General features: G+C 69.1%; 29 protein-coding genes. 17 read left to right on the top strand and 12 right to left on the bottom strand.

Annotation, left to right across the window (positions count from 1 at the left end; translation table 11 throughout):
- Positions 1-86: 86 nt before the first annotated feature.
- From ACWDUN_RS11465 to ponA2, 3 genes are read right to left on the bottom strand one after another with little or no spacing between them, the layout of a single operon-like run.
- On the bottom strand, positions 87-1,163 hold the full coding sequence (locus ACWDUN_RS11465) for a PLP-dependent cysteine synthase family protein (protein WP_449928537.1): 1,077 nt from the start codon (positions 1,161-1,163) through the stop codon (positions 87-89).
- Positions 1,160-2,107 (bottom strand): metallophosphoesterase, encoded by a 948-nt coding sequence (locus tag ACWDUN_RS11460; protein WP_449928535.1) that lies wholly within the window; start codon positions 2,105-2,107, stop codon positions 1,160-1,162. Before ACWDUN_RS11460 ends, ACWDUN_RS11465 begins: the two co-directional genes overlap by 4 nt.
- A 20-nt stretch (positions 2,108-2,127) precedes the next feature.
- Positions 2,128-4,572 carry a transglycosylase/D,D-transpeptidase PonA2 gene (ponA2, locus tag ACWDUN_RS11455; RefSeq protein WP_449928533.1) on the bottom strand — a complete coding sequence of 815 codons (2,445 nt, stop codon included), beginning with the start codon at positions 4,570-4,572 and terminating at the stop codon, positions 2,128-2,130.
- 221 nt (positions 4,573-4,793) lie between these two features.
- Between ponA2 and ACWDUN_RS11450 the strand changes: the two genes are divergently transcribed.
- The gene (locus ACWDUN_RS11450; protein WP_449928531.1) at positions 4,794-5,153 is read left to right on the top strand and encodes a WhiB family transcriptional regulator; all 360 of its coding nucleotides are present in this window, start codon (positions 4,794-4,796) and stop codon (positions 5,151-5,153) included.
- A 13-nt stretch (positions 5,154-5,166) separates the two neighbouring features.
- Here ACWDUN_RS11450 and ACWDUN_RS11445 read toward each other — a convergent pair whose 3' ends face one another.
- Together ACWDUN_RS11445 and ACWDUN_RS11440 are read right to left on the bottom strand one after the other, a co-directional pair.
- On the bottom strand, positions 5,167-6,300 hold the full coding sequence (locus tag ACWDUN_RS11445; RefSeq protein WP_449928529.1) for an ArsA family ATPase: 1,134 nt from the start codon (positions 6,298-6,300) through the stop codon (positions 5,167-5,169).
- Complete coding sequence (locus ACWDUN_RS11440) at positions 6,300-7,328, bottom strand: ArsA-related P-loop ATPase (protein WP_449928527.1); 1,029 nt, start codon at positions 7,326-7,328, stop codon at positions 6,300-6,302. Before ACWDUN_RS11440 ends, ACWDUN_RS11445 begins: the two co-directional genes overlap by 1 nt.
- Before the next feature lie 48 nt (positions 7,329-7,376).
- Between ACWDUN_RS11440 and ACWDUN_RS11435 the strand changes: the two genes are divergently transcribed.
- Genes ACWDUN_RS11435 through ACWDUN_RS11425 form a run of 3 tightly spaced genes read left to right on the top strand, consistent with a single transcriptional unit; the run spans position 7,377 to position 8,786 of the window.
- The gene (locus ACWDUN_RS11435; RefSeq protein ID WP_449928525.1) at positions 7,377-7,538 is read left to right on the top strand and encodes a hypothetical protein; all 162 of its coding nucleotides are present in this window, start codon (positions 7,377-7,379) and stop codon (positions 7,536-7,538) included.
- Complete coding sequence (locus tag ACWDUN_RS11430) at positions 7,535-7,990, top strand: RidA family protein (protein ID WP_449928524.1); 456 nt, start codon at positions 7,535-7,537, stop codon at positions 7,988-7,990. The genes ACWDUN_RS11435 and ACWDUN_RS11430 overlap by 4 nt, the downstream gene beginning before the upstream one ends.
- 22 nt (positions 7,991-8,012) lie before the next feature.
- Positions 8,013-8,786: an MBL fold metallo-hydrolase gene (locus ACWDUN_RS11425; RefSeq protein WP_449928522.1), complete on the top strand. Its 774-nt coding sequence runs from the start codon at positions 8,013-8,015 to the stop codon at positions 8,784-8,786.
- Between the two features lie 53 nt (positions 8,787-8,839).
- On the opposite strand, the gene crp is transcribed toward ACWDUN_RS11425, so the two are convergent.
- Both crp and ACWDUN_RS11415 read right to left on the bottom strand, forming a co-directional pair.
- Positions 8,840-9,514, bottom strand: a complete 675-nt coding sequence (gene crp, locus ACWDUN_RS11420; protein WP_019510750.1) for a cAMP-activated global transcriptional regulator CRP — start codon at positions 9,512-9,514, stop codon at positions 8,840-8,842.
- A 103-nt stretch (positions 9,515-9,617) separates the two neighbouring features.
- Complete coding sequence (locus tag ACWDUN_RS11415) at positions 9,618-9,893, bottom strand: hypothetical protein (RefSeq protein WP_449928518.1); 276 nt, start codon at positions 9,891-9,893, stop codon at positions 9,618-9,620.
- Positions 9,894-10,047: 154 nt separating this feature from the next.
- Here ACWDUN_RS11415 and nth point away from each other — a divergent pair, with 154 nt between their 5' ends.
- From nth to marP, 4 genes are read left to right on the top strand one after another with little or no spacing between them, the layout of a single operon-like run.
- Entirely contained in the window at positions 10,048-10,728 is a 681-nt protein-coding gene (gene nth / locus ACWDUN_RS11410; RefSeq protein WP_449928833.1) for an endonuclease III, read from the top strand.
- The gene (locus ACWDUN_RS11405) at positions 10,725-11,384 is read left to right on the top strand and encodes a TlpA family protein disulfide reductase (RefSeq protein ID WP_449928516.1); all 660 of its coding nucleotides are present in this window, start codon (positions 10,725-10,727) and stop codon (positions 11,382-11,384) included. Before nth ends, ACWDUN_RS11405 begins: the two co-directional genes overlap by 4 nt.
- Positions 11,377-12,141: an NUDIX hydrolase gene (locus tag ACWDUN_RS11400; protein ID WP_449928514.1), complete on the top strand. Its 765-nt coding sequence runs from the start codon at positions 11,377-11,379 to the stop codon at positions 12,139-12,141. Before ACWDUN_RS11405 ends, ACWDUN_RS11400 begins: the two co-directional genes overlap by 8 nt.
- Positions 12,138-13,328, top strand: coding sequence for an acid resistance serine protease MarP (gene marP / locus ACWDUN_RS11395; RefSeq protein WP_449928512.1), 1,191 nt, complete (start codon positions 12,138-12,140; stop codon positions 13,326-13,328). Before ACWDUN_RS11400 ends, marP begins: the two co-directional genes overlap by 4 nt.
- Here the strand turns inward: marP and ACWDUN_RS11390 are convergent.
- On the bottom strand, positions 13,316-14,317 hold the full coding sequence (locus tag ACWDUN_RS11390) for an alpha/beta fold hydrolase (RefSeq protein ID WP_449928510.1): 1,002 nt from the start codon (positions 14,315-14,317) through the stop codon (positions 13,316-13,318). The genes marP and ACWDUN_RS11390 overlap by 13 nt on opposite strands.
- Positions 14,318-14,328: 11 nt before the next feature.
- Positions 14,329-14,829, bottom strand: coding sequence for a phage holin family protein (locus ACWDUN_RS11385; protein WP_449928508.1), 501 nt, complete (start codon positions 14,827-14,829; stop codon positions 14,329-14,331).
- A 102-nt stretch (positions 14,830-14,931) separates the two neighbouring features.
- Here ACWDUN_RS11385 and ACWDUN_RS11380 point away from each other — a divergent pair, with 102 nt between their 5' ends.
- Positions 14,932-15,609, top strand: a complete 678-nt coding sequence (locus ACWDUN_RS11380; RefSeq protein ID WP_449928831.1) for a S1 family peptidase — start codon at positions 14,932-14,934, stop codon at positions 15,607-15,609.
- A gap of 13 nt (positions 15,610-15,622) precedes the next feature.
- On the opposite strand, the gene acs is transcribed toward ACWDUN_RS11380, so the two are convergent.
- Positions 15,623-17,596, bottom strand: a complete 1,974-nt coding sequence (gene acs, locus ACWDUN_RS11375) for an acetate--CoA ligase (RefSeq protein ID WP_449928506.1) — start codon at positions 17,594-17,596, stop codon at positions 15,623-15,625.
- Positions 17,597-17,720: 124 nt separating this feature from the next.
- Here acs and ACWDUN_RS11370 point away from each other — a divergent pair, with 124 nt between their 5' ends.
- Positions 17,721-18,473 (top strand): oxidoreductase, encoded by a 753-nt coding sequence (locus ACWDUN_RS11370; protein WP_449928504.1) that lies wholly within the window; start codon positions 17,721-17,723, stop codon positions 18,471-18,473.
- 390 nt (positions 18,474-18,863) lie between these two features.
- Here ACWDUN_RS11370 and ACWDUN_RS11365 read toward each other — a convergent pair whose 3' ends face one another.
- Positions 18,864-19,739, bottom strand: coding sequence for an HAD-IB family hydrolase (locus ACWDUN_RS11365; protein WP_449928829.1), 876 nt, complete (start codon positions 19,737-19,739; stop codon positions 18,864-18,866).
- Positions 19,740-20,148: 409 nt separating this feature from the next.
- Here ACWDUN_RS11365 and ssd point away from each other — a divergent pair, with 409 nt between their 5' ends.
- From ssd to ACWDUN_RS11330, 7 genes are read left to right on the top strand one after another with little or no spacing between them, the layout of a single operon-like run.
- Positions 20,149-21,204, top strand: a complete 1,056-nt coding sequence (ssd, locus tag ACWDUN_RS11360; RefSeq protein WP_449928502.1) for a septum site-determining protein Ssd — start codon at positions 20,149-20,151, stop codon at positions 21,202-21,204.
- A 24-nt stretch (positions 21,205-21,228) separates the two neighbouring features.
- A complete protein-coding gene (locus ACWDUN_RS11355) occupies positions 21,229-22,389 on the top strand; it encodes a TadA family conjugal transfer-associated ATPase (protein ID WP_449928500.1) in 1,161 nt (386 codons plus the stop codon).
- Complete coding sequence (locus tag ACWDUN_RS11350) at positions 22,386-23,165, top strand: type II secretion system F family protein (RefSeq protein WP_449928498.1); 780 nt, start codon at positions 22,386-22,388, stop codon at positions 23,163-23,165. The genes ACWDUN_RS11355 and ACWDUN_RS11350 overlap by 4 nt, the downstream gene beginning before the upstream one ends.
- On the top strand, positions 23,162-23,722 hold the full coding sequence (locus ACWDUN_RS11345; protein ID WP_449928496.1) for a type II secretion system F family protein: 561 nt from the start codon (positions 23,162-23,164) through the stop codon (positions 23,720-23,722). Before ACWDUN_RS11350 ends, ACWDUN_RS11345 begins: the two co-directional genes overlap by 4 nt.
- Before the next feature lie 9 nt (positions 23,723-23,731).
- Positions 23,732-23,938, top strand: a complete 207-nt coding sequence (locus ACWDUN_RS11340; RefSeq protein ID WP_449928494.1) for a DUF4244 domain-containing protein — start codon at positions 23,732-23,734, stop codon at positions 23,936-23,938.
- Complete coding sequence (locus ACWDUN_RS11335) at positions 23,935-24,258, top strand: TadE family type IV pilus minor pilin (protein ID WP_449928827.1); 324 nt, start codon at positions 23,935-23,937, stop codon at positions 24,256-24,258. The genes ACWDUN_RS11340 and ACWDUN_RS11335 overlap by 4 nt, the downstream gene beginning before the upstream one ends.
- A gap of 19 nt (positions 24,259-24,277) precedes the next feature.
- The gene (locus ACWDUN_RS11330; RefSeq protein ID WP_449928825.1) at positions 24,278-24,604 is read left to right on the top strand and encodes an Rv3654c family TadE-like protein; all 327 of its coding nucleotides are present in this window, start codon (positions 24,278-24,280) and stop codon (positions 24,602-24,604) included.
- On the opposite strand, the gene ACWDUN_RS11325 is transcribed toward ACWDUN_RS11330, so the two are convergent.
- Positions 24,584-25,687, bottom strand: a complete 1,104-nt coding sequence (locus tag ACWDUN_RS11325; protein WP_449928492.1) for a PAS domain-containing protein — start codon at positions 25,685-25,687, stop codon at positions 24,584-24,586. The two genes, ACWDUN_RS11330 and ACWDUN_RS11325, sit on opposite strands and share 21 nt — an antisense overlap.
- Between the last annotated feature and the right edge of the window lie 112 nt (positions 25,688-25,799).

Raw genomic sequence — 25,799 nt, 5'->3', positions numbered from 1 at the left:
GACATGACTGGGTTGGGGGCAGCGCTCTACATCGGGTTCTTCACCCTGGCGGCGCTGTGGCTGTTTCTGTCGGGCCGCCGTGAGGATCAGGCCCAGCGGCCCGAGGATTCGAACTCGGCCAGCACCGTGGCGCAGGCCGACGGGTTCAGCCCCTGGCTGGCCAGCCACTCGTTGTCGAAGTAGGTATCGGTGTAACGGTCACCGCTGTCGGCGAGCAGCGTGACCACCGACCCGCTGCGCCCGGCGGCCGTCATCTCGGCGAGTAGGCCGAACGCACCCCAGACGTTGGTGCCGGTCGAGGGGCCCACCCGCCGCCCGAGCACCCGGCTGACATGCGCGGCCGCGGCCACCGAGGCCGAATCTTCCACCGTGATCATCCGGTCCACCACCCCGGGCATGAACGACGGCTCGACCCGTGGGCGGCCGATGCCCTCGATACGTGACGACATCCCCGTCTCCACATCCAGCCGGCCCTGTTCGTAGGCCGGGAAGAACGCCGAATTCTCCGGATCGACCACGCACAGCCGGGTCGGGTAGCGCCGGTAACGCAGATAGCGGCCGATGGTGGCACTGGTCCCACCGGTGCCCGCGCCCACCACGATCCAGTCGGGAACCGGATGGGACTCCTGCTCCATCTGCACGAAGATCGACTCGGCGATGTTGTTGTTCCCGCGCCAGTCGGTGGCCCGTTCGGCGTTGGTGAACTGGTCCAGATAGTGTCCGCCGGTCTCGGCCGCCAGCCGTTCGGCCTCGGCGTAGACCTCGGCCGAGCGCTGCACGAAATGGCAACGCCCGCCCTGGGACTCGATCAGGGCGACCTTCGCTGCACTGGTGGAGTGCGGCATCACGGCGATGAACGGCAAACCCAGCATCGCGGCGAAGTACGCCTCCGAGACCGCGGTGGACCCCGAGGACGCCTCGATCACCGTGGTGCCCTCGCCGATCCAGCCGTTGCACAGCGCGTAGAGGAACAGTGAGCGCGCCAGCCGGTGCTTCAGGCTGCCGGTGATGTGGGTGGTCTCGTCCTTGAGGTACAGGGCGACATCGAATCGGTCCGCCCACGCCGTGGGCAGCGGATACCGCAGCAGATGGGTGTCGGCGCTACGGCGCGCGTCGGCCTCGATCAACCGGACCGCGTTGTCGACCCAGGCGCGGCTGCTCACCGGGCCGATACGGTCGGATGTGCCTGTCCGGCACGGCTTCCCGATTTCGGGCCCTTGGTCGGCGCCGCGACCAGGGTCAGCAGCGTGGCCTCCGGACGGCAGCAGAACCGCACCGGGGCGTACGGCGAGGTGCCGATGCCCGCCGACACGTGCAGCTTCATGTCCGCGCCCCACTGCGACGGGCCCTTGACCCGCGAGCGGTCCAGGTCGCAGTTGGTGGCCAGCGCGCCGTAGAACGGCAGACACAGCTGCCCGCCGTGGGTGTGCCCGGCCATCACCAGCTGATAGCCGTCGGCGGCGAAACGGTCCAGCACCCACGGCTCCGGTGAGTGCGTGACGCCCAGTGTCAGGTTCGCCGTCGGGCTGGCCGGGCCCGCGATGGTGTCGTACCGATCGCGCTTGAGATGCGGGTCGTCGACACCGGCGGCCGCGATACGCAGCCCGGCGACGTCGAATTCGCGCCGCACATGCGTCATGTCCAGCCAGCCGCGCTCGGTGAACGCCGCGCGCAGATCCTGCCAGGGCAGCGGGTCACCGTGGATGCGGCGCTTCTTGTTGAACAGGTAGTTCGTCGGGTTCTTCGGTTTCGGCGCGAAGTAGTCGTTGCTGCCGAAGACGAACACTCCCGGCACCGAGAGCAGGTCCCCGAGCGCCTGCACGACCGCGGGCACGGCCTTCTGGTGCGACAGATTGTCACCGGTGTTGACCACGAAGTCCGGTTGCAGCGACGCCAGTTCCCGCAGCCATGCCTGCTTGCGGCGCTGCCGGGGCAGCATGTGCAGATCGGACAGGTGCAGCACCCGCAGCGGCGTCGATCCCGGTGTGAGCACCGGCATGGTCAACTCCCGAAGCGCGAACGCGTTGCGCTCGATCAGCGACGCGTAGCCGATGCCGGCCGCGAGCGTGCCCGCGGCGATGGCGGCGGTGTTCTTCAGGTGCGACATGACCGCAGTTTACTGCCGAATCACGGCGGTGGCGGAGGTGCCGGGGGAGGAGGCGGCCCGAGCACCGGCACGGTGATCGGGGGCAGGCCCGGAATCTGCACCACCGTCGAGCCGACCATCGGCGGCAAGCCGGGGATGCCGACCGGAGGTGGCGGCGGGGCCGGCGGCACACCGTTGCTGACCTGGATGGTGATGATCGAACCCGGGATGGTCTGCCCGGTCGGCGAGGTGCCCACCACGGAGCCCCGTCGCGAGCCGCTGTTCACCTCGGTGGTCTGGTCGGCGACCTGGAAGCCGGCGGCGCGCAGTCGTTCGCGGGCGGTGTCGACGTCCATTCCCGCCACGCTGGGCACCCGCGATCCGGGTCCGCCCTCGACATAGCGCGGATCGGTCGGCGGCAGCACCACGGTGTCGGGGGTGAGCGGCTTCATCGCGGTGAACCAGGTGCGGGCGGGCTCGTTACCGCCGAACAGGTTGCCGTACCCACACTGGCGCAGCGGGAACGAGCACAGCTCGCTGGGCTGGGTGGAATCGTCGTAGATGTAGTTGGCGGCGGCGAACTCGCTGGTGAAGCCCAGGAATGCCGAGGAGCGGTTGGATTCGGTGGTGCCGGTCTTGCCCGACATCGGCAGGTTCCAGCCGACCGATCCCGCGGCGGCGGCGGCCGTGCCTGCGCCGGTGTCGTCCTTGCTCAGCGCGTTGGCCAGGGTGTTGGCCAGACCCTCGGGTACCACCTGCTCGCAGGTTTCGACGGTCACCGCGACTTCCTCGCCGTGGCGGTCGAAGACCTTGTCGATCGGGTTCGGCGGGCACCACACGCCGCCCGAGGCAATGGTCGCCGCGACGTTCGACAGCTCCAGACCGTTGACCTCGATCGGGCCCAGGGTGAACGATCCGATGTTCTGCCGCTTGACGAAGTCGGCCAGGCTCTCGTTGCTCTCCGGGTCGTAGTCGCGGGCGGTGCCCGGCAGCGCGTAGGAGCGCAGACCCAGCCGCACCGACATGTCGACGGCACGCGGCACACCCACCTGCGAGATGAGTTTGGCGAACGCGGTGTTCGGTGAGGTGGCCAGCGCATCGGTGACATTCATCGAGCCGCGGTAGCCGCCGGCGTTGCGCACGCACCACGTCGCCGGCGGGCAGCCGGGGGTGCTGCTGCTACCCAGGCCCTTGGCCTGGAAGGCGGGCGGTACCGGCAACTCGCTGTTGATGCCCATGCCCATCTCCATCGCCGCGGCGACGGTGAAGATCTTGAACACCGATCCGGCACCGTTGCCCGCCAGCGAGAAGGGCTGTGGCTGCATGGTCTCGCCGGCCTCGGTGTTCAGGCCGTAGGTCCGGTTGCTGGCCATCGCCACCACCGGATGAGCCTCCTTGCCCGGGCGCACGACGCTCATCACGCTGGCCACCCCGGGCACGTCGGCCGGGGCGAACTCGTTGACGGCGTTCTTGACGGTGGCCTGCACGTTGGGATCCAGCGTCGTCCGGATCAGGTAGCCGCCCTTGGCGACCTGTTCCTTGCTCAACCCGGCCCGCGCCAGATACTCCAGCGCGTAGTCGCAGAAGAAGGCGCGGTCCCCGGCGGCGATGCAGCCGCGCGGCAGTTCCTTGGGCTGCGGCAGCACCCCCAGTGGCTGCTGGCGGGCCGCGCGCAGCGCCTCGGCCTCGGCGGGCACGTTTTCGATCATGGTGTCCAGCACCACGTTCCGGCGGGCCAGCGCCCCCTCGGGATTGGTGTACGGATTGAGCACGCTGGTCGACTGGACCATGCCGGCCAACAGGGCTGCCTGCTGCCAGTTCAGCTCGGAGGCGTTGATGCCGAAGTAGGTCTGGGCGGCGTCCTGCACGCCGAAGGCGCCGTTGCCGAAGGACACCAGGTTCAGGTACCGGGTCAGGATCTCGGGCTTGGTGAGCGTCTTGTCCAGGGTCAGCGCCATCCGGATCTCGCGCAGCTTACGAGCCGGGGTGGTCTCGATGGCCGCGCGCTTCTCGGCGTCGGTCTGCGCGACCACCAGCAGTTGATAGTTCTTGACGTACTGCTGCTCGATGGTGGAGCCGCCGCGGGTGTCCAGGTTGCCCGACAGATAGCCGGACAGACCGGTCAGGGTGCCCTGCCAGTCCACCCCGTTGTGCTCGGCGAAGCGCTTGTCCTCGATGGAGACGATGGCCAGCTTCATGGTGTTGGCGATCTGCTCGCTGGGCACCTCGAAACGGCGCTGCGTGTAGAGCCAGGCGATCGGGTTGCCCTGCACGTCGGTCATGGTCGATACCGCGGGGATGTCGCCCTCGACCAATTGGGCCGAGCCGTTGGCAACCACATCGGAGGCACGGTTCGACATCAGGCCGATGCCGCCGACGACCGGGAACATCAGCCCGGCGGCGATGACTGCGGCCAGCAGGCAGCACCACATCAGTTTGATGACCGTCACCGCGATCGGCGGCCGGTGCTGGGGCTGGTCGGACATGAGTTACAGAGTAGCCAGCGGGTCCAATCGGGGCCTGCGGGCTGCCGTTTCGGGCCTCCGGACGGCCGGACTGCACGGTCGTCCCAAAAAAGTGTGATCTGACTGTTGCGTAAAAGCCCCTCTACCACCTAGCTTGAACACACAATGCGATTCAGGTAACACTCCTGACGCAATGTGGCGCAGATTACACAGGCTTAACAGGGGATCCGGAGCGAAGGGGAATGCTGGTGTCAGTTACGTCGTCTGCCACGCACAGGAGCGTAGGAACGCACGCCCCGTCGGCCCTTCCGGGAGCCGAGGCCGAGGCCCGGATCGCCTGGGTCTCGCAAGCCCGCTGCCGTCAGACGGACCCGGACGAACTGTTCGTGCGCGGCGCCGCTCAGCGAAAGGCAGCGGTGATCTGCCGGCACTGCCCCGTCATCGCCGAATGCGGTGCCGATGCGCTGGACAACCGCGTCGAGTTCGGCGTCTGGGGCGGCATGACCGAACGTCAGCGTCGCGCCCTGCTCAAGCAGCACCCCGAGGTCGTCTCGTGGGCCGACTTCTTCGCCGCGCAGCGCAAGCACCGCAGCGCCGTCTAGATCGAGGCGCCGGTCAGGCGCTCTCGGCCGTCCCGGTGAGCTGATCGCCGATCGCGCGCAGCGCCTCGAGATCGGACACATCGAACGGCAGCGAGGGCACGCCCACGATCGCCACGTGCGGATTTGCACCGGTGAACCGGGACAGCAGCCGCACCTCACGCTTGGCCGTCGCCGCCCGCGCGGCGTGGATCCGCAGCACCGCGGCGGTCAGGCCGCCCTCACCCTGGCCGGCATCCAATTGCTCGGCGGCCTGCTCGGCCGCCTCGGCCGACAGATTGCACAGCGTGGGATGGGTCCGGTTGAGGATCAAGCCGGCCAGCGGCATGTTCTCACTGGACAGCCGGTCGACGAAGAACGACGCCTCGCGCAGGGCATCCGGTTCGGCCGCCGAGACCACCACGAACTGGGTCCCGCGCCGCTTGAGCAGCTCATAGGTGCGGTCTGCCTTCTCGCGGAATCCGCCGAACGTCGCGTCCAGCGACTGCACGAAACCGGCCGCGTCGGAGAGCATCTGGGACCCCAGCACGGTCGACATGCCCTTCATGGCCAACCCGACAGCACCGGTGACGATGCGCCCGATACCGCGGCCGGGTGCCAGCAGCATCCGCCACAACCGGCTGTCCATGAAGCTGCCCAACCGTTTGGGCGCGTCCAGGAAGTCCAGCGCGTTGCGGGACGGCGGGGTGTCGACCACCACCAGATCCCACTTGTCCTCGGCCAGCAGCTGGCCGAGTTTCTCCATGGCCATGTACTCCTGCGTGCCGGCCAGCGAGGTCGCCACGGTTTGGTAGAACTGGTTCTCCAGGATCGAGTCGGCCACGCCGGGTCCGGAGTACTGCAGCACCATCTCGTCGAAGGTGCGGCGCATGTCCAGCATCATCGCGTGCAGTTCACCGCTGACCTCGGGTGTCAGCGGGACGCGCTGGGGATTGTTGCCCAGGCTCTCGATGCCCAGCGCCTGCGCCAGCCGTTTGGCCGGGTCGATGGTCAACACCACGACCGTGCGTCCGAGTTCGGCCGCACGCAGCGCCATCGCGGCTGCGGTGGTGGTCTTGCCGACACCGCCGGCGCCGCAGCAGACGATCACCCGGTTGCTGGTATCGGACAGGATGACGCCCAGATCGAGCGTTTGCGGTGCGGCACTCATCATCGGACTCCTTGGGCGGCAAGGGCTTCGGCCAGCTCGTAGAGGCTGCCCAGGTCGACTCCGTCGGTGATGGCCGGCAGCGCCAGCCGGGCGACGTCGAGGTCGTCGAGCATGTCGGCGCTCTCGGCGCGCGCCGCGATCCGGGTCGCGTGCTGGATGGCCTCGGTCAACAAACCGGCGAAATCACTGTCCGACAACGTGACTCCGGCGGCTGTGAGACCGGCGCGGACGGTATCGGCATCGATGTCGCCCTGGGCGGCCTTGGTGAGGTCGGCCTCGGGCAGATAGGTCGGGATGTTGCGGTTGACGATGACGCTGCCGATCGGCAGGTCCAGCTCACGCAGTTCGTTGATGGCCTCGATGGTCTCCTGGATGGGCAGTGCCTCCAGCAGCGTCACCAGATGGATGGCGGTGAGATCGGAGTGCAGGATCTTCACCACGCCCTCGGCCTGGGAGTGCACCGGGCCGCCCTTGGCCAGTTCGGACACCGCCTTGGTGACATCGAGGAATCGGGAGATGCGTCCGGTCGGGGGCGCGTCGACGACGATGGCGTCATAGGCGGTCTGGCCGCCCTTGCTCGGTTTGTCGTTGCGGACGACGATTTCCTTGATCTTGCCGGTCAGCAGCACGTCTCTCAGGCCCGGGGCGATCGTGGTGGCGAATTCGACGGCGCCGATGCGCCGCATGGCCCGGCCGGCGATGCCCAGGTTGTAGAACATGTCGAGGTACTCCAGGAACGCGGCCTCGGTGTCGATGGCCAGCGCGTTGACCTGCCCGCCGCCATCGGCGGTCGCGATCTTGACCTCCTTGTAGGGAAGCGGCGGGACATCGAAGAGCTGGGCGATGCCCTGCCGGCCCTCGACTTCGACCAGCAGCACCTTGCGACCACCTGCGGCCAGGGTCAGCGCCAGCGCGGCGGCGATGGTCGACTTGCCGGTGCCACCCTTGCCGGTGACGAAATGCAGTCGCGCCTTCGTCAGGCGGGACGGCCAGCCGACCGACTTGTGGTCGTTGGATGCTTGTTCCACGTCTGCATGCTATCCATGCCGCCGCTGTCGGCGGATAAGCTCGGGCGCATGACTGATGTGAGCCGTTGGGAGTACGCCACCGTCCCGTTGCTGACCCATGCCACCAAGCAGATTCTCGATCAGTGGGGATCCGACGGTTGGGAGCTGGTCTCGGTGCTACCCGGCCCGACCGGTGAGCAGCACGTCGCCTACCTGAAGCGGCCGAAGTGACGGTCTCGCAGCGGCTCGCCGAACTCGGTATCGAGCTGCCCGAGGTGGTCGCACCGCTGGCGGCGTACGTGCCCGCGGTGCGCACCGGCAACCTGGTCTACACGGCTGGGCAGCTGCCGATCCGCGACGGCGAGCTGCTGGCCACCGGCAAGGTCGGCGCCGAGGTGACCCCGGACGAGGCCAAGGAGCTGGCCCGGGTCTGCGGGCTGAACGCGTTGGCCGCGGTGCATTCGCTGGTCGGCATCGATGCCGTGGTGCGGGTGGTCAAGGCCGTCGGCTTCGTCGCGTCGGCGAAGGATTTCGACGGGCAGCCCGGCGTGATCAACGGGGCCTCGGAACTGTTCGGTGAGGTGTTCGGGGACAACGGTGCACACGCCCGTTCGGCGGTCGGGGTGTCCGAACTGCCGCGCAATGCCCCGGTCGAGGTGGAAATCATCGTCGAGGTCGCGTGAGCGACGATCGGGCGGAGGTCGCGTGACCCATCCCGCGTACGGCGAACTGAGGCCGGTCACCGAGACCGCCTCGGTGCTGCTGTGCAACAACCCCGGGATGATGACGCTCGACGGCACCAACACGTGGGTGCTGCGCGGGCCGGGCAGTGACGAGATGGTCATCGTCGACCCGGGCCCCGACGATGCCGAGCATATCGACCGGATCGCCGCGCTCGGCACGATCAGCCTGGTGCTGATCAGCCACAAACACGGCGACCACACCGACGGCATCGACAAGCTCGTCGACCACACCGGCGCGGTGGTGCGCGCGGTGGGCAGCGGTTTCCTGCGCGGGCTGGGTGGTCCGCTGGTCGATGGTGAGGTGATCGACGCCGCCGGGGTGCGTATCGAGGTGATGGCCACGCCGGGGCACACCAGCGACTCGTTGTCGTTCGTGGTCGATGATTCGGCCGTGTTGACGGCCGACACCGTGCTGGGCCGGGGCACCACCGTCATCGACGACGAAGACGGCAGCCTGGCGGCCTACCTGGATTCGTTGCGCCGGCTGCGCGGGCTGGGCAACCGTATGGTGCTGCCCGGTCACGGACCGGATCTGCACGATCTGGAAGCGGTGTGCGATCAGTACCTGGCTCACCGCGAGGAACGACTCGACCAGGTGCGTGCCGCGTTGCGCGAGTTGGGCGAGGACGCGACCGCCAGGCAGGTCGTCGAGCATGTCTACACCGACGTGGACCAGAAGCTGTGGCCGGTGGCCGAGAAGTCGACCCAGGCCCAGCTGGACTACCTCAGACAGTGATTTCGGTGAGGAAACATGCGGCCACCGCACGTATCCTCACCGAAATCGCAGAGTCAGCGGGCGCGGCGGGCCAGCCGCTCGGAATCGCTGATCAGCACGCTCTTGCCCTCCAGCCGGATCCAGCCGCGGTGGGCGAAATCGGCCAGCGCCTTGTTCACGGTTTCGCGGGAGGCACCGACCAGCTGGGCGATCTCCTCCTGGGTCAGGTCGTGGGTGACGCGCAGCGCGCCGCCTTCCTGGGTGCCGAACCGCTGGGCCAGCTGCAGCAGCTGCTTGGCGACGCGACCGGGCACGTCGGTGAAGATCAGGTCGGCGAGGTTGTTGTTGGTGCGGCGCAGGCGACGGGCCAGCACGCGCAGCAGCTGCTCGGCGATCTCCGGGCGGTCGGCGATCCAGGCGCGCAGTGCCTCACGGTCCATCGACACCGCACGCACCTCGGTGATGGTGGTGGCGCTGGAGGTACGCGGTCCGGGATCGAAGATCGACAGCTCGCCGAACATGTCCGACGGTCCCATGATGGTCAGCAGGTTCTCCCGGCCGTCGGGAGAACGCCGGCCGATCTTCACCTTGCCGGACGTGATGATGTACAGCCGGTCACCGGGCTCGCCCTCGGCGAACACCGTGTGTCCGCGCGGGAAGTCGACGGGCTGCAGCTGTTTGGTCAGTGCAGCGACCGCGGTGGGTTCTACTCCTTGGAAGATTCCGGCCCTGGCCAGGATCTCGTCCACGTTGCCCCTCTTAAGCTCATCCAGTGATATGACACGCGCAGGCCAACCGCCGAACTGGTTGGCGAAATCAGTCTAGTGGCTGGCTGCCGACGACGAGCCAACGCTACACACGATCGGCCTGGCGGGTCGCCGGAAACTGCGGATTGATCCGCTGCGGCGTTGCTGGGCGGGTCGGCGCCCCGGCGTACTCCAACGGTGCCTGCCGGATGGGTTGCGTGCGGTCCAGCAAATCCGTGCCCCGCGTGGTGCGCGGGCTGGCCCGGACGTCGGGCCGGCGTGGCGCCGCGTTGTCCCGCTCAAGACCGGCTTCCAGGCGCTCGAGCCCGAAGGTCGCCAACATGAGCAACCCGGGGATGAAGGCGACCAGCAACCACGACACACAGGTGAGTAAACACGCCGAACATCTCAGCGCGATCACGGTTTGTGCCCACCTCAGTACGCTGATTCGGGTGACCGCCAGCAGCACCCGGAGCAAATCGTCGGCCGCCTGGGATCGCGAGACCCCGTTGGGCCGGGTCCGTCGTGCGCGCCGGATGAACCGGACGCTGGCCATCGCGTTCCCGCACGTCTACTGCGAGCTGGACTTCACCAACGCGCTGGAGCTGACGGTCGCCACCATCCTGTCGGCCCAGTGCACCGACAAACGGGTCAACCTCACCACCCCCGCACTGTTCGCGCGGTACCGCAGCGCGCTGGATTACGCCCAGGCCGACCGCACGGAGCTGGAGGAGATGATCCGGCCCACCGGCTTCTACCGGAACAAGGCCAACTCGCTGATCAACCTGGGCACCGAACTGGAGGCCCGCTTCGACGGCGAGGTCCCCGCCAAGCTGGAAGACCTGGTGACGCTGCCCGGGATCGGGCGCAAGACCGCCAACGTGGTGCTCGGCAACGCCTTCGGGGTCCCGGGCATCACGGTGGACACCCATTTCGGCCGACTGGTGCGCCGCTGGCGGTGGACCGACGAAGAGGACCCGGTGAAGGTCGAGCACGCCGTCGGCGAGCTCATCGAACGCCGCGAGTGGACCCTGCTCAGCCACCGGGTGATCTTTCACGGCCGACGCGTCTGTCACGCCCGTCGGCCCGCGTGCGGGGTGTGCGTGCTGGCCAAGGACTGCCCGTCGTTCGGGGCAGGCCCGACCGACAAGGCGACCGCCGCCGCGTTGGTGAAGGGACCCGAGACCGAGCATCTGCTGGCACTGGCCGGCTTGTGACCCGCGCGGCCCGGTGGACCGTCGCGGTCCTCATCGTCTTCGTCGCATTGGGGTATGCGCTGTGGCGCGAACTCGGCACCGAACCCGCCGAGACCCCCGAGTCCAGCGCCGCGGGCGCGCCGTCGCCCCGTGACCGCCGCGATGCCGACACCCCGGAGGCATTGGCGGGCCCGCGGGCGCGCGCCGAGCTGCCGCCGTGTCCGAGTCCGGATGCCGGTCCGGGACCGCAGTCGCTACGGGGGATCACCCTGGAATGCGCCGGAGACGGCGCACCCGTCGACGTCGCCGCGGCGGTCGCGGGTCGTCCGGTGGTGCTCAACCTGTGGGCCTATTGGTGCGGTCCGTGCGCCGACGAACTGCCCGCACTGGCCGAATACCAGCGGCGGATGGGGCCTGCGGTGACGGTGCTGACGGTGCACCAGGACGAGAACGAAACCGCCGGGCTGCTGCGGCTCGCCGAACTGGGCGTGCGGCTGCCGACGCTGCAGGACGGGCGACGGCTGGTCGCCGCGGCGCTGAAGGTGCCCAACGTGATGCCTGCGACGGTGGTGCTGGCCGCGGACGGTAGCGTGGCCGAGGTCCTGCCGCGACCGTTCACCGACGCCGATGAGATCGCCGCGGCGGTGAATCCTTCGATAGGAGTGCCGGTTGGCTGAGCTGTCCCCGGATGCCGCGCCGCGCTGGTTGCGCCCGCTGGTCGACAACGTCACCGCGATACCGAACGCCTACCGCCGCCGGGTGCCCGCCGACGTGCTGGCCGTCATCAGCGCCGCGAACGCCACCGCCACGCGGGCCGGCACCAAACGCGATGCCGCCGTGCTGGTGCTGTTCTCCGGCCCACCCGATGCGCCGTCCTCCGGCCCGCCGCCGGAAACCGACCTGCTGGTCACGGTCCGGGCGTCCTCGCTGCGCAACCACTCCGGCCAGGCCGCGTTCCCGGGCGGGGTGTCCGACCCCGAGGATGACGGCCCGGTGGCGACGGCGCTGCGCGAGGCGCGCGAGGAGACCGGTCTGGACACCGATCGGGTCACACCGCTGGCGGTGCTCGACCGGATGTTCATCCCGCCGACCGGGTTTCACGTCGTCCCGGTGCTGGCCTATTCGCCGGATCCCGGGCCGGTGCGCGTCGTCGATCTCGCCGAGGCGGCCATCGTGGCGCGGGTTCCGCTGCGCGCCTTCATCAATCCGGAGAACCGCCTGATGGTGTACCGGCAGGCCAACACCAGCCGTTTCGCGGGGCCGGCCTTTCTGCTCAACCAGATGCTGGTGTGGGGGTTCACCGGCCAGGTCATCTCGGCACTGCTGGACGTCGCGGGCTGGGCCCAACCGTGGGACACCGACGACGTGCGCGAACTGGAGGAGGCAATGGCGCTGGTCGGGGCTTCCAGCCAGTACGGTGAAGCGCAACGATGACTCCCTCACAGTGGCTCGATCTCGCGATCCTCGCCGTCGCCTTCGTGGCCGCGGTCTCCGGTTGGCGCTCCGGCGCGCTCGGCTCACTGCTGTCGTTCATCGGGGTGGTGTTGGGTGCGGTCGCCGGCGTGCTGCTGGCCCCACACCTGGTCGGCAACATCGACGGCCCGCGGACCAAGCTGTTCGTCACCTTGTTCCTGATCCTGGCGCTGGTGGTGATCGGTGAGATCGCCGGTGTGGTGTTGGGGCGTGCGGTGCGCGGTGCGCTGCGCAACCCGGTACTGCGATTCGTCGACTCGATCATCGGTTCGGGCCTGCAACTGCTGACCGTGCTGATCGCGGCGTGGCTGTTGGCCTCACCGCTGACCAGCCAGCCCACCCTGGCCGGGGCCGTCCGCGGCTCCAAGGTGCTCAGCGAGGTCGACAATCTGGCCCCGGAGTGGCTCAAGGCGGTCCCGGCGCGGCTGGCCGGGCTGCTGGACACCTCCGGGCTGCCGGCCGTGCTGGAGCCGTTCAGTCGCACCCCCGTCGTCGCCGTCGACGCGCCCGATGCCGCGCTGGCGGCCTCCCCGGTGGTGGAGGCCACCCGCGGCAGTGTCGTGAAGATTCGCGGTGTGGCACCGAGTTGCCAGAAGGTCTTGGAGGGCAGCGGATTCGTCATCGCGCCCAACCGGGTGATGTCCAACGCGCACGTGGTCGCCGGGGCCGAGACCGTCACCGTCGAGGTCAACGGCGAGTCCTTCGACGCCACCGTGGTGTCCTACGACCCGAACCAGGACATCTCGATCCTGGCCGTGCCGGACCTGCCGTCGGTGCCGCTGGTGTTCGACGATTCCGAGGCCGAACCGACCACCGATGCCATCGTGATGGGCTATCCCGGGGGCGGCGACTTCACCGCCACCCCGGCGCGGGTGCGCGAGACGATCGAACTCAACGGGCCCGACATCTACAACTCGACCACCGTCAACCGCACCGTCTACACCATCAGAGGCACTGTCAAACAAGGTAATTCCGGTGGGCCGATGATCGACAAGGACGGCCGGGTGCTCGGCGTGGTGTTCGGCGCCGCGGTCGACGACGCCGACACCGGTTTCGTGCTGACGGCCCAGCAGGTGATGCCGCAGCGCATGCAGGTCGGCAACACCGCGCCGGTGCCCACCGGCGTCTGCATCGGTCAACCCGGATAGACCTGCGCCAGGAAGTCCTGCAGGACGGCATTGACCGGTCCCGGCGCCTCTTCGTGTGCGTAATGCCCTGCCCCGGCGACGGATTCGTATCTGCCGTCGGGTGCATACGGCAGCGACCGGGCGACCGGGTCCGACAGCACATAGGGGTCGGCCGTGCCGCGCAAATGCAGCAGCGGGACGCCGACGGGGCGGGCCATCGAGTGCATGAACCGTCGGCCCTCGGCGCGCAGTTGGCTGCGCACCGCCCAACGCTGGTACTCCAGCGTCGAATGCGCCGCGCCCGGGATCTGGATGGCCTGGCGCAGATGCCGCACGGTCTGCGCGAAGTCCTCTGAGGCCGGCCAGGCGTCACCGGCGCGCTCGCGGACCACCCGTTCGAGTTCGGCGGCGTTGTGCCGGGTCAGCTTCCGTTCGGGCCACCGCGGGACCTGATAGCGCAGCAGCCAGGGCAGCAGGGCCCGGCGTTGTGCGGAGTGCGCCAGCACCGAGGCGCGCAGGGCGACAGGGTGCGGGGAACTGACCAGCGCGACGGCGTCGACGGCGCGCGGATGCAGCAGCGAGGTCGCCCAGCAGACCAGGCCGCCGTCGGCGTGGCCGACCAGCGTTGCCGAGGTGTGGCCCAGCGCGCGGACCAATCCGGCGGTGTCACCGGCCAGCGTCCAACCGTCGTAGCCGCGGGGTGGTTTGTCACTGTCGCCGTAGCCGCGCAGGTCGACGGCGACCACCCGGGCCCCGGTGCCTTTCCCCGTCGCTGCGCTCGCCGCGGTGCCTTTCCCCGTCGCTGCGCTCGCCGCGGTGCCCAGCCCGCGCAGCTGATGCCGCCAGGACCACCAGAACGACCCGAAACCGTGCAGCAGGATGACCAGCGGCCCGGTCGGCACGCTGGATTCGGCCTCGACGACGTGGAATCGGATGCCGTTGGCGTGGACCTGCAGATGTCGCCACGGCCCCTCGATGCGTACCACCGACGGGTCCGGCCGTGGCTGCATGTGTGTGCGGGTTACCAGCCGGACGGGTCGGTGGCTGCCGGTCGCGGTACCTCCGGCGTCCGGTCGTGGCCCGGTGTCAGGGCCTCCTTGGTCTCCTTGACCGATTCGATGGTCGCCCGTGGTCCCCGGATCCGGCGCACCTTGAGATACCCCAGCAGCGCCAGCGCGACGGTGACCAGCACCATGATGCCGAACACGATGAGGAAGGCGGCCCAGCGCCACAGCCAGGTGTCCAGCAGCTCGGCGATGAAGAAGAACAGGAAGAACGTCGAGTAGAACAGCACCACCAGCGCCGCGATGAAGAAGACGCTGCCGGTCAGGCCCTTCTTGACGTCGCGGGTGATCTCGGCCTTGGCCAGCTCGACCTCGGCCCGCACCAGCGTCGACACCTGCGCGGTGGCGTCCTTGACCAGGTCTCCGATGGACGGGTCGGCCTTGGGCGCGTGCGGGTCGACGAGCGGAATCGACGTCACAGTGGCCGGCACGCCGTTCTTGCGGTCGCTGGTGCTCATGCTCGCTATGTTGCCATGTCGAGACCGGGGGCGGCCGTCTGGCCGACATAGAATGGCCGCATCCAATTGAATGGGGTGACATTGAGATACCGCTGGCAGTCCATGGCGCGAATCGTCTCGCTGGCGGTCCTGGCCCCGCTGGCTGTGCTGATGGCTCCGGTGGCCCATGCCGACGGTCCCGTCCCGCTGGGCGGCGGGTCGGGCATCGTGATCGACGGTCACGCGTTCTGCACCCTGACCGCCATCGGCCATGATTCGGCAGGCAAGCTGATCGGCTTCACCTCGGCACACTGCGGCGGGCCCGGCGCGGTGGTCGCCGCCGAGGGGGTGCCGACCGCGGGGACGCTGGGGGTGATGGTCGCCGGAAACGATGGTCTGGACTATGCGGTCATCGAATTCGATCCGCAGAAGGTCCGCCCGGTGAACACCGTCGACGGGTTTTCGATCTTCGGGCTCGGCCCGGACCCGTCGTTCGGCGAGATTGCCTGCAAGCTGGGCCGGACCACCGGCTACTCGTGCGGCGTCACCTGGGGGCCCGGCGAGGACCCGGGCACCATCCTGAATCAGGTGTGCGGTCAGCCCGGGGACTCGGGGGCGCCGGTCACCGTCAACAACCGGCTGGTCGGCATGATCCACGGCGCCTTCACCGAGGAACTGCCGACCTGCGTGGTGCAGTACATCCCGTTGCACACCCCGGCGGTCACGGTGTCGATGAACACGGTGCTGACCGATATCGCCAACAAGAATCGGCCAGGCGCCGGCTTCGTGCCGATCGCCTGACCGATTGCTGTTGCTACTTGCTGGCGCGGATCGCCTCGAACACGCTGGGGTCGACCAGGGTCGAGGTATCGCCCAGTTCGCGGCCCTCGGCCACATCGCGCAGCAGCCGTCGCATGATCTTGCCGCTGCGGGTCTTCGGCAGCTCCGGAACCACATGGATCTCACGGGGTTTGGCGATCGGTGAGATCTCCTTGGACACCTCGGCGCGCAGCTCGTCGACCATCTGGTCGTGGCTCATCTCGGCGGCGTGGCTCTTGAGGATGACGAAGGCGCAGATGCCCTGGCCGGTCTGCTCGTCGGTGGCGCCCACGACGGCGGCCTCGGCCACCCCGGCGTGCCCGACGAGCGCGGATTCCACCTCGGCGGTCGAGATGCGGTGCCCCGACACGTTCATGACATCGTCGATGCGGCCCAACACCCAGATCTCACCGTCGCTGCCGTAGCGCGCGCCGTCACCGGCGAAGTACCAACCCTGCTCGGCGAAGCGGGACCAGTAGGTTTCCTTGAACCGCTCGTCATCGCCCCAGATGCCGCGCAGCATCGACGGCCACGGCTTGTCCAGCACCAGGTAACCCGTTGTCTGCTCGCCATGTTCGGTCGCCGGCGCGAGTTCGTTGCCGTCGTCGTCGACGATCTTGGCCGAGATTCCGGGCAGCGGCGTCATCGCCGACCCGGGCTTGCAGTCGGTCACGCCGGGCAGCGGGGAGATCATGATCGCGCCGGTCTCGGTCTGCCACCAGGTGTCCACGATCGGCGTCTTGTCGCCGCCGAACACCAGCCGGTACCAGCGCCACGCCTCAGGGTTGATGGGCTCGCCCACCGAACCGAGCAGCCGGATCCTGGACAGGTCGTGCTCGAAGGCCAGTTCGCGACCCCACTTCATGAAGGTCCGCACCACCGTCGGGGCGGTGTAATAGATGGACACACCGTACTTTTCGATCACCTGGAAGTGCCGGTGCTCATCGGGTGAGGCGGGGGTGCCCTCGTAGACCACCTGGGTGGCGCCGTTGGACAGCGGCCCGTAGACGATGTAGGTGTGCCCGGTGACCCAGCCGATATCCGCTGTGCACCAATAAACATCCGTCTCGGGCTTGAGGTCGAAGACGACCGAGTGGGTGTAGGACGCCTGGGTCAGGTAGCCGCCCGAGGTGTGCACGATGCCCTTGGGCTTACCGGTGGTGCCGGAGGTGTACAGCAGGAACAGCGGCTGCTCGCTATCGAAGGCCTGCGGGGCATGGTCGACCGACGCCTTGGGCACGGTCTCGTCCCACCACAGATCGCGACCCTGCGTCCAGGGCACGTCAATTCCGGTGCGGCGCACCACCAGAACGTGCTCGACCGGGCTCGTGTCGCCCAGCCCGTCCAGTGCCTCGTCGACACCGGCCTTGAGCGGGGCGGCCTTGCCGCGGCGGTACTGACCGTCGGAGGTGATGACCAGCTTGGCCTGGGCGTCCTCGATGCGGGCCTTGAGAGCCGAGGCGGAGAAGCCGGCGAAGACGACCGAGTGCATGGCGCCCAGGCGCGCGCAGGCCAGCATCGCGATGATCGCCTCGGGCACCATCGGCATGTAGATGGCGACGCGGTCGCCGGCGCTCAACCCGAGTTCGGTCAGGGTGTTGGCGGCCTGGTTCACCTCGTCCTGCAACTGGGCGTAGGTGATGGTGCGGGCGTCGCCGACGGGCTCGCCCTCCCAGTGGATGGCCACCCGGTCGCCATTGCCGGCCTCCACATGGCGGTCCACGCAGTTGTAGGCGACATTGAGCTTGCCGCCGACGAACCACTTCGCGAACGGAGCGTCCGACCAGTCCAGCACCTCGTCGAACGGCGTCGCCCAGGACAGCCGGTTGGCCTGGGTGGCCCAGAAGGAGAGCCGGTCGGCCTCGGCCTCGTCATAGAGGGCGGCGGTGGCGTTGGCATTGGCCGCGAACTCGGCGGGCGGGGGATAGGCTGATGGCACGCCGGTCTGCGTCGCTGTGGTGTCGCTCATGGGTGTGAGCCTAGTCACCAAAGGTTGCAGTGGCGTTGGAGCGTCACAAGATGCGCTGCGGGCGGTTCGCGAACTGCGCTGAACGTCGATTATCGCAAGCCCAGCGGTCGGTTAGCGTATTCGGATGACCGATCCGCTCGCCCCGCTGTTGTCCCTGGAAGGTGTTGTCGCCGCCGGTGACGAAGCGCGTGACGCCCTGGGGCGCGCGCACCGGCATCGCACCAATCTGCGGGGCTGGCCGGCCACCGCCGCGGAGGCTGCGCTGCGGGCGGCGCGCGCAAGTTCGGTGCTCGACGGCGGTTCGTTGAGTCTGACCGAGGCCGGTGAACCCGACCCGGTGCTCGCCGGCGCGTTGCGGGTCGCCGAGGCGTTGGAGGGCGGCGCCACCGCGCTGACCGGGGTGTGGCAGCGCGCACCGCTGCAGGCGTTGGCCAAGCTGCACTCGCTGGCCGCCGCCGATCTGGTCGACGATGACCGGTTGGGGAGACCGCGGTCGGCTCCCGAGGTGGGCCCGCGACTGGAGATGCTGACCGAGTTGGTGACCGGCGGAACCTCGGTGCCTGCGTATGTGCTCGCGGCCGTCGCGCACGGGGAGTTGCTCACGCTGGAGCCGTTCGGCTCGGCCGACGGTGTCGTCGCGCGGGCGGTGTCCCGTTTGATCACCATGTCCAGCGGACTGGATCCGCACGGTTTGGGTGTGCCGGAGATGTTCTGGATGAAACAGTCCGGCAACTACCGGGCGGCGGCGCGCGGGTTCGTGTCCGGAACTCCGAACGGTCTGGGCGCCTGGTTGGTACTCAGCAGCCAGGCGTTGCATGCCGGTGCGCGTGAGGCGCTGGCCATCGCGGAGGCCGCCCGGGAACAATCCAGCAAATGAAGCGGGCGACGATCCGTGGCCAGACTTGCGTCTGGAACGGCTCGCCGCCCGCTAGCACGGATTCCGGTTACCAAGCGTGCTGAGGTGGGTTGTGTGGGTGGCCTCGGCGTTCTCCCGATGCGCTACGAGCGCAACCCCACCCAAGGAGTTGTCGACATCGTCCGCTTTTCGGAATTCCGCAGGCCCACAACGCTTCTGCCTTTATCGCGGCTTGAGCTCCGCGTGGGTTCCGGTGATCCGTGCTAGGAGTCCCGACTCGGGAGATCACATCTTCTCTTCCGATGTGGCCTTGGCCTCGTCGAGCTTCCGTGCCTCCTTTGTACTACGTGACCACGGTCACATCAAGTACCAAATGGGCCTGAATCCGGATCGTTACGGCCTGCCGGCCAGCTACCGACGAGTAGTGGTGCGCGGCAGCACCTTACGCAGCAGCGAGTAGGTCAGTGCGCCACCGGCGAGCGCGCTGAGTCCCACCGCGAGGGTGGTGGCGACGGCCGCTCCCGAGGGGGCCGGCAGGCGGTCGCGCAGCGAGACCGGGCGGTTGAACGCCAGCACCGGCCAGTCGCGCAGGTTGGCCTCCTTGCGCAGTGCACGGTCGGGATTGACGACGCTCGGATGGCCGACCGTCTCCAGCATCGGCAGATCGGTGATGGAATCCGAGTAGGCGTAGCAGTGCTCCAAGGCGTACCCCTCGCGCGCGGCGAGTTCGCGGATCGCGTCGACCTTTCCTTCGCCGAAACAGTAGAAGGCGACCTCGCCGGTGTACTTGCCGTCCTCGACGACCATGCGCGTGGCCATCGCGTGCGTCGCCCCGAGAGCGGCGGCGATGGGAGCGACGATCTCTTCGCCCGAGGCCGACACCACGACGACATCACGGCCGCACAACTTGTGGTCGGCGATCAGGTCGGCGGCCTCGGCGAACACCAGCGGATCGACGATCTCGTGCAACGTCTCGCCCACCACGGAGCGCACCTGCTCGACGTCCCACCCGGTGCACATGTCGGTCAGGTAGGTGCGCATCCGGTCCATCTGATCGTGATCGGCACCCGACATCAGGAACAGGAACTGAGCGTAGGAGGATTTCAGAACGGTGCGTCGATTGAGCAGCCCTTGATCGAAGAAGGGTTTGCTGAAAGCGAGCGTGCTGGACTTTGCGATGACCGTCTTGTCCAGATCGAAGAAGGCCGCCGTGCGCACCGGCTGTCCACTTTGTACTGCGGGATCGGGTGTCGTGGCAGCGCTGGCGGGCCCGTCGGATACCGTCACGGTGCCCAGCATAGGTGTAGCCACGGGGAAGACCTTCCCAACGCTGGGAAAGTGACAGCTCAAGACACGTGTCGCAAACTGCACAAATTTGGGCCCTGCCTGCGAAATCGGTCGTCTGCTACTTGCGCCGCATGGTGAATCCGTGTGTATAGTGGCAGTCACTCGGCCTTAGCCGAGTGTGGATCAGCCCGACCCCCCGGGGCTGATACACGACGACCTCCGCCTCCTCCCCCCCTGGCGGGGGTCGTCCCTTTTTGTGGGTCTTTTTATTTCGGGCGTCAATTCTTTGCGTCATCGGCAAGATTGCGGAACGCCGTTTTCACGGCCGGTCCATCCACAATCACCGGTTCATCCACAGATCCGTTCCACCCTCTGGTGCACGGTCGGTGCCCGCCCGCACGCTGGACTCATGACGACAACCACGGCGGTGCTGGCGCTGGTCGATGACCCGTCCTTGCGTGAAGACGTCGACCGGGTGGCGGCGGCGGCCGGATTGCGCGTGGTCCACACCGAGCGGCCCGCCGGGCGTACCGCCTGGCTCGGCGCCGTGGCGGTGGTGCTGGATGTCGGCGCGGCGGACCGCTGCGCACTGCACGGCCTGCCACGCCGCGATCGGGTGCTCATGGTCGGTCGGGCCGAACCCGGTGCCGCGGAATGGCGTGCCGCGGCTTGTGTTGGTGCGCAACACTTCTACCGGCTACCCGAACAGGACGAGCAGCTGGTCGAGGTGGTCTCCGAGGCCGCCGACCACGGTGCGGGCGGCCGTGCCGGCGCGGTGTTGGCCGTGCTCGGTGGGTGCGGTGGGGCGGGAGCGTCCCTGTTCGCGACGGCGCTGGCGCAGTCCGCGGAGGCGGCCCTGTTGATCGACGCCGACCCATGGAGCGGTGGGATCGACCTGGCGATGGGCACCGAAACCATCTCGGGCCTGCGCTGGCCGGACCTGACGCTGCGTGACGGCCGGCTCGGATTCGACGCGCTGCGCGCCGCGCTGCCGACCCGGCGGGCGGTCACGGTGCTCTCCGGTGGCCGCGATGCCGGCGAGATTGCCGCGGGTCCGCTCGCAGCGGTCATCGACGCGGGTCGGCGCGCCGGTGTCACGGTCGTCTGCGACACGCCGCGGCGCACCGGCCCCACGACCGAGACGGCACTGGAATCCGCCGATCTGGTCGTGTTGATCGCACCTGCCGACGTGCGAGCGGCCGCGGCCGCCGGTGCCCTCGCGGGCTGGGTTCGCTCGGTGAACCCCAATATCGGCCTGGTGGTGCGTGGTCCGTCGCCCGGCGGATTACGAGCCGAGGACCTGGCCGCCGGTACGGGGCTCCCGTTGCTGGCGGCCATGCGACCGCAACCCGGGCTGGCGGGTGCGCTGGAACGCGGAGGGCTGCGACTCGGTGCCCGGTCGCCGCTGGCGACCGCCGCGGCGCAGGTGTTGAAGGTGCTGCACCGTCAGCCGGTGGCGGCATGAGCGACGCTTGCGGAGCGGATTGTCATGACTGACGCGCTGATCGAGCGGGTGCGGGAGCGGCTGGCCGCCGAAACCTCACCCCTGCGGCCGGCGGTGGTCGCCGACGCCATCCGCGCCGAGTCCGGCGGGCTGCTCGGCGACACCGAGGTGCTCAGCAGCATGCGCACGCTGCAGACCGAACTCACCGGCGCCGGCATCCTCGACCCGTTGCTGCGCGCCGCCGAGACGACCGACGTCCTGGTCACCGGACCGGACGAGGTGTGGGTCGATGACGGTAAAGGGCTGCGGCGCAGCGGTATCCGATTCAGCGGCGAGGATGCGGTGCGTCGGCTCGCGCAGCGGCTGGCGCTGGCGGCGGGGCGCCGTCTCGATGACAGCCAGCCGTGGGTGGACGGACATCTGAGCGGGCTGGGCGCCGATCCGGTGCGGTTGCACGCGATACTGCCGCCGGTCGCCGCGGGCGGCACGTGCATCTCGCTGCGGGTGCTGCGACCCGCCCGCCAGGATCTCGCGGCACTCATCGCCGCGGGTGCGATCGCCGAACCGGCCGCCGAACTGCTGGCCCGGATCATCGCCGCCCGGCTGGCGTTCTTGATCTGCGGTGGCACCGGTGCGGGCAAGACGACACTGCTGTCGGCGGCGCTGGGATCGGTCGCGGCGCACGAACGGATCATTTGCGTCGAGGATGCCGCCGAACTCGCACCGCGGCACCCGCATGTGGTCAAACTCGTTGCCCGTGGCGCGAATATTGAAGGAGTCGGCGAGGTGACGATGCGCGACCTGGTGCGGCAGGCGTTGCGCATGCGCCCCGATCGCATCGTGGTGGGTGAGGTACGCGGCAGCGAAGTGGTGGATCTGCTCATCGCACTCAACACCGGGCATGACGGCGGGGCGGGCACGGTTCACGCCAACAGTCCTGCCGAGGTTCCCGCCCGGCTGGAGGCTTTGGCAGGTCTTGGCGGCCTGGACCGGCCGGCGCTGCACAGCCAGCTGGCGGCCGCGGTCCAGGTGGTGCTGCACGTCGGACGGAACCGCAACGGTGATCGGCGAATGACCGAGATCGCCGTGCTGACCCGCGGCCCCGGTGGGCTCGTGACGGCGCGGACCGGCTGGCATGTCGACCGCGGATTCGACAGTGGATTCGACGATCTGAGCAGGTTGCTAGCAGAGCGGGGACAGCCGTGACCGCCGCGTCGCTGCTGCTGGCACTGGCCCTGCTGGTGATACCGGGCCCGGCGCGGCATCGGTTCGGCAGGTCCGGCCGTACCCGGGCTCGGTTCCGATTGCCCGGGTGGGCGGCGCTTCCCGTGCTGCTGCCCGCATTCCTGGTGTGGGAGCCGACGGTGGTGGTGGCGGCCGTCATCGTGGTGGCGACGGTGGTGACACGCCGCCGCGCGGTCATCCGCGCACGGCAGCGCAGTACCGAGGCGGCGCAGCTTCGTGACGCTCTGGAGATCCTGGTGAGCGAGTTACGCGTGGGTGCACACCCGGTGACGGCGCTGACGACCGCGGCCGCTGAGGTCGGCGGGCAGGTGGGCGGGCGGTTGCAGACCGTCGCCGCCCGCGCAGGGCTCGGCGCCGATATCGCCACCGGATTCCGATGCGTGGCGGCACTGTCGGCGGCTCCGGCGCAGTGGCACCGGATGGCGGTGTGCTGGCAGTTGGCGCAGACGCACGGTCTGGCCATTGCAACTTTGATGCGCACCGCCCAGCACGACATCGTCGAGCGGGAGAGGTTCCGGGCCCGCCTCGATGCCGCGCTGGCCGGCCCCCGAACGACCGCCGCGGTGCTGGCCGGTATGCCTGTCCTCGGTATCGCAATGGGGCAGCTGATCGGTGCGAAGCCGGTCGGGTTCCTGCTCGCCGGCGGCACCGGAGGAGCGATCCTGGTCATCGGGGTAACGCTGTCGTGCGTGGGCCTGTACTGGTCGGATCGCATCATCGCCGGAGTGACGACATGATCTGGGCCGCGATACTTTTGGCCGCCGCGCTGTTGGTGGGCGCCGGGCCGGCGCGCGGCAGGGCCGTACCTGCCCGCGACAGCGCCCACCCGACCGGGAACGCCGACCCGCTGGCGTCCGCCTCTTGCCTGGACGTGCTCGCCGCGTGCCTGTCCGCGGGCATGGCGACCGCGATCGCGACCGCCGCAGCGGCCCCGCTCGCACCACCGCTGCTGGCCGATCAGTTGACCCGGGCCGCCCACCTGCTCGCCCTCGGGGCCGGATCCGACCGCGCCTGGGCCGATCCGGGATCGGGTGGGGACGGACACGGCGCCGCGTTGGCCCGACTGGCCCGGCGGTCGGCGGTATCGGGTGCCGCGCTGGCCGGCGGCATCGCCGCACTCGCCGAGCAGGCGCGCTCGGATGCCGGTTCGGCGGCCGATGCGGCTGCCGAACGCGCCGCGGTGTTGATCGCCGGTCCGCTCGGGCTGTGCTATCTGCCCGCCTTCGTCTGTCTGGGAATCGTCCCGGTGATCGCCGGACTGGCCGGCGATCTGATGTGGCCGGGCGTCACGTGAAAGGAAGAAATGATGTTGCAGAACATGATTCGTTCGGCGCAGGCGCGGTTGCTGATGGCCGTCGCCGACGAATCCGGGATGAGCACTGTCGAATACGCCATCGGCACCATCGCGGCGGCGGCGTTCGGGGCGATCCTGTACACGGTGGTCACCGGCGACTCCATCGTCACCGCGTTGTCGAACATCATCACCCGCGCCCTGAACACCGATGTCTGAGCGGTGAGTCCGGTGCGGTCACAGTCGAGGCGGCCTTCGCGATCGCGGCGCTGGCGACGGTTCTGGTGCTGTGCCTGGCCGGGATCAACGCCACCGTCCTGCAGATCCGGTGCGTCGATGCCGCGCGCGAGGCGGCGCGCCTGGTGGCCCGCGGTGACGACGGGGTGGCCGCGGCGCGTCGGGTGGCGCCGGCCGGAGCGCAGGTGTCGGTGCAGCTCGACGGCACCTACGTGGTGGCCCGGGTCAGTGCGACGTCGGCGCTGCTGCCCGGCATCACGATCGCCGCCGGCGCCGTCGCGGCGGCCGAGCAGGGACGCTGAGGACGGCGGGTCGGCAAGCCTGCTCGCGGTCGGACTGATCGCGCTGCTGCTGACGGTGACGGTCGCCGTGACGGCGCTGGGTTCGGCGGTGATCGCGCGGCACCGTGCGCAGTCCGCGGCCGACCTGGCTGCGCTGGCCGCTGCCGCCACGGTCGGGTCCGGGACGCAGCAGGCGTGCGCGGCCGCGACGTCGGTGGCCGCCGCGGTGTCGACGCGACTGCTCGAGTGTGCGGTGCACGACCTGGACGTGGTGGTGACCGTCGCGGCCGACACCGGCCTGCGCGGTTGGCGCGCGCAGGCCCGGGCGCGGGCCGGACCCACGACCTCAGTCGTCGGTATCGGCTGACTTCCCCAGCCGCAGCATCGATTTCAATGTCGCCCTGGTGCCCGTTTCGGCGCCGTCGACCACGGTGGCGCCGTGCTCGGCCGCGGCGATCTCCTCCTCGGTCGGCAGCCGCATCGCCAGCAGTGCGGCGTAGGTGTCGTCGTCGAGTTCCACCCGGTTGACCGTGATGTGGATCGGGGTGAAACCGCCGCCGTGGGCCGGCAATCGCAGCACGCGCGCGGTGGGGCCGTCCACGAATTCCTTGGCCATCGCCAGCACATGGTGCTCGTCACCGGGGTGCAGCACGTTCTCCCCGCGCTCCCCGGCGCGCCAGTCGTAGAACGGGCAGGGTCTGTCGAGCCATTTGAGCAGCCGCCAGTGGTTGACGTCGACCAGCGCGCGATAGACACCCGGCGCGGCCAGCCCGTTGAGGATCCGTTGCGCCAGATCGTCGGGGCGCACCACCGGCCCCTCGAGGACACTGCGCCAGTTCATCGCCCGGCAGATCAACCGCTCGGTGCCGTCGTCCTGCTCCTCGGCCACCGCGCGCGCCACGAACCCGACGGTGATGGGCTGCCCGCGATAATCGGTGACATTCCAGGTGCTACACAGGAAGTTGCCCGGCTTGGCCCGGATGACCATCGAGAGCACCTTGGATTCGTTGGGATTGAGATCCCGGGTCGGCAGGTCCTCGGCGAAGGCGCGGCCATGGGTGGCCTCGACGTTGACATCGCGCCCGGAATTGGCCAGCGATTCGCGCGTATCGGTGGCCACACCGGTGGTGAGGTCCCATTTCAGCGGGCCCGGGATCGGACGCTCGGGCGGGTCGGCGCCGGGCGCGCCGATCCACAGGTGGACCCCGTGGATCACGCCGTCGGACATGCGCACCACCTCGGTGCGGATCACGCGGTCGTGCTTGGGAGTGATGCTGCTGAGCGCGTGGCCTGCGCGCACCGTCTCGCCGATCGCGGACTGGATGGCCATCAGATGCGGATTGCGGCGCAGGAAAGTGCTGATCGGGACCAGGTTCTTGGTCCGTGAGCCCTGCGCGACGACGGCAGGCTCGTCTCCGAGTGTCTCCACGAGCAGCCAGTCGTGGTCCATACCGTGGAGTTTAGCCGTCGGCACCTCCGGTACCGGGCGTTTGCTCGTGCTACGAAATCAGTCGGATGACGGTGCTGGCGGCCGCTCACCGGCGCGCAACCGAGAGTGGCTG

The sequence above is a fragment of the Mycobacterium sp. NPDC003323 genome (genome assembly GCF_053589535.1).
The sequence above is the reverse complement of the archived record's forward strand: the minus strand, read 5'-3'. Positions and strand labels throughout refer to the sequence as shown.

What these genes read in the sequence shown, in the direction of transcription:
- ACWDUN_RS11340 (WP_449928494.1), top strand. Translation starts at nt 23,732, where the DNA reads ATGATGTTGCAGAACATGATTCGTTCGGCGCAGGCGCGGTTGCTGATG.
- ACWDUN_RS11445 (WP_449928529.1), bottom strand. Translation starts at nt 6,300, where the DNA reads ATGAGTGCCGCACCGCAAACGCTCGATCTGGGCGTCATCCTGTCCGAT.
- acs (WP_449928506.1), bottom strand. Translation starts at nt 17,596, where the DNA reads ATGAGCGACACCACAGCGACGCAGACCGGCGTGCCATCAGCCTATCCC.
- ACWDUN_RS11450 (WP_449928531.1), top strand. Translation starts at nt 4,794, where the DNA reads ATGCTGGTGTCAGTTACGTCGTCTGCCACGCACAGGAGCGTAGGAACG.
- nth (WP_449928833.1), top strand. Translation starts at nt 10,048, where the DNA reads ATGAACCGGACGCTGGCCATCGCGTTCCCGCACGTCTACTGCGAGCTG.
- ssd (WP_449928502.1), top strand. Translation starts at nt 20,149, where the DNA reads ATGACGACAACCACGGCGGTGCTGGCGCTGGTCGATGACCCGTCCTTG.
- ACWDUN_RS11390 (WP_449928510.1), bottom strand. Translation starts at nt 14,317, where the DNA reads ATGCAGCCACGGCCGGACCCGTCGGTGGTACGCATCGAGGGGCCGTGG.
- ACWDUN_RS11370 (WP_449928504.1), top strand. Translation starts at nt 17,721, where the DNA reads ATGACCGATCCGCTCGCCCCGCTGTTGTCCCTGGAAGGTGTTGTCGCC.
- marP (WP_449928512.1), top strand. Translation starts at nt 12,138, where the DNA reads ATGACTCCCTCACAGTGGCTCGATCTCGCGATCCTCGCCGTCGCCTTC.
- ACWDUN_RS11460 (WP_449928535.1), bottom strand. Translation starts at nt 2,107, where the DNA reads ATGTCGCACCTGAAGAACACCGCCGCCATCGCCGCGGGCACGCTCGCG.
- ACWDUN_RS11325 (WP_449928492.1), bottom strand. Translation starts at nt 25,687, where the DNA reads ATGGACCACGACTGGCTGCTCGTGGAGACACTCGGAGACGAGCCTGCC.
- ACWDUN_RS11435 (WP_449928525.1), top strand. Translation starts at nt 7,377, where the DNA reads ATGACTGATGTGAGCCGTTGGGAGTACGCCACCGTCCCGTTGCTGACC.
- ACWDUN_RS11345 (WP_449928496.1), top strand. Translation starts at nt 23,162, where the DNA reads ATGATCTGGGCCGCGATACTTTTGGCCGCCGCGCTGTTGGTGGGCGCC.
- ponA2 (WP_449928533.1), bottom strand. Translation starts at nt 4,572, where the DNA reads ATGTCCGACCAGCCCCAGCACCGGCCGCCGATCGCGGTGACGGTCATC.
- ACWDUN_RS11385 (WP_449928508.1), bottom strand. Translation starts at nt 14,829, where the DNA reads ATGAGCACCAGCGACCGCAAGAACGGCGTGCCGGCCACTGTGACGTCG.
- ACWDUN_RS11355 (WP_449928500.1), top strand. Translation starts at nt 21,229, where the DNA reads ATGACTGACGCGCTGATCGAGCGGGTGCGGGAGCGGCTGGCCGCCGAA.
- ACWDUN_RS11380 (WP_449928831.1), top strand. Translation starts at nt 14,932, where the DNA reads ATGGCGCGAATCGTCTCGCTGGCGGTCCTGGCCCCGCTGGCTGTGCTG.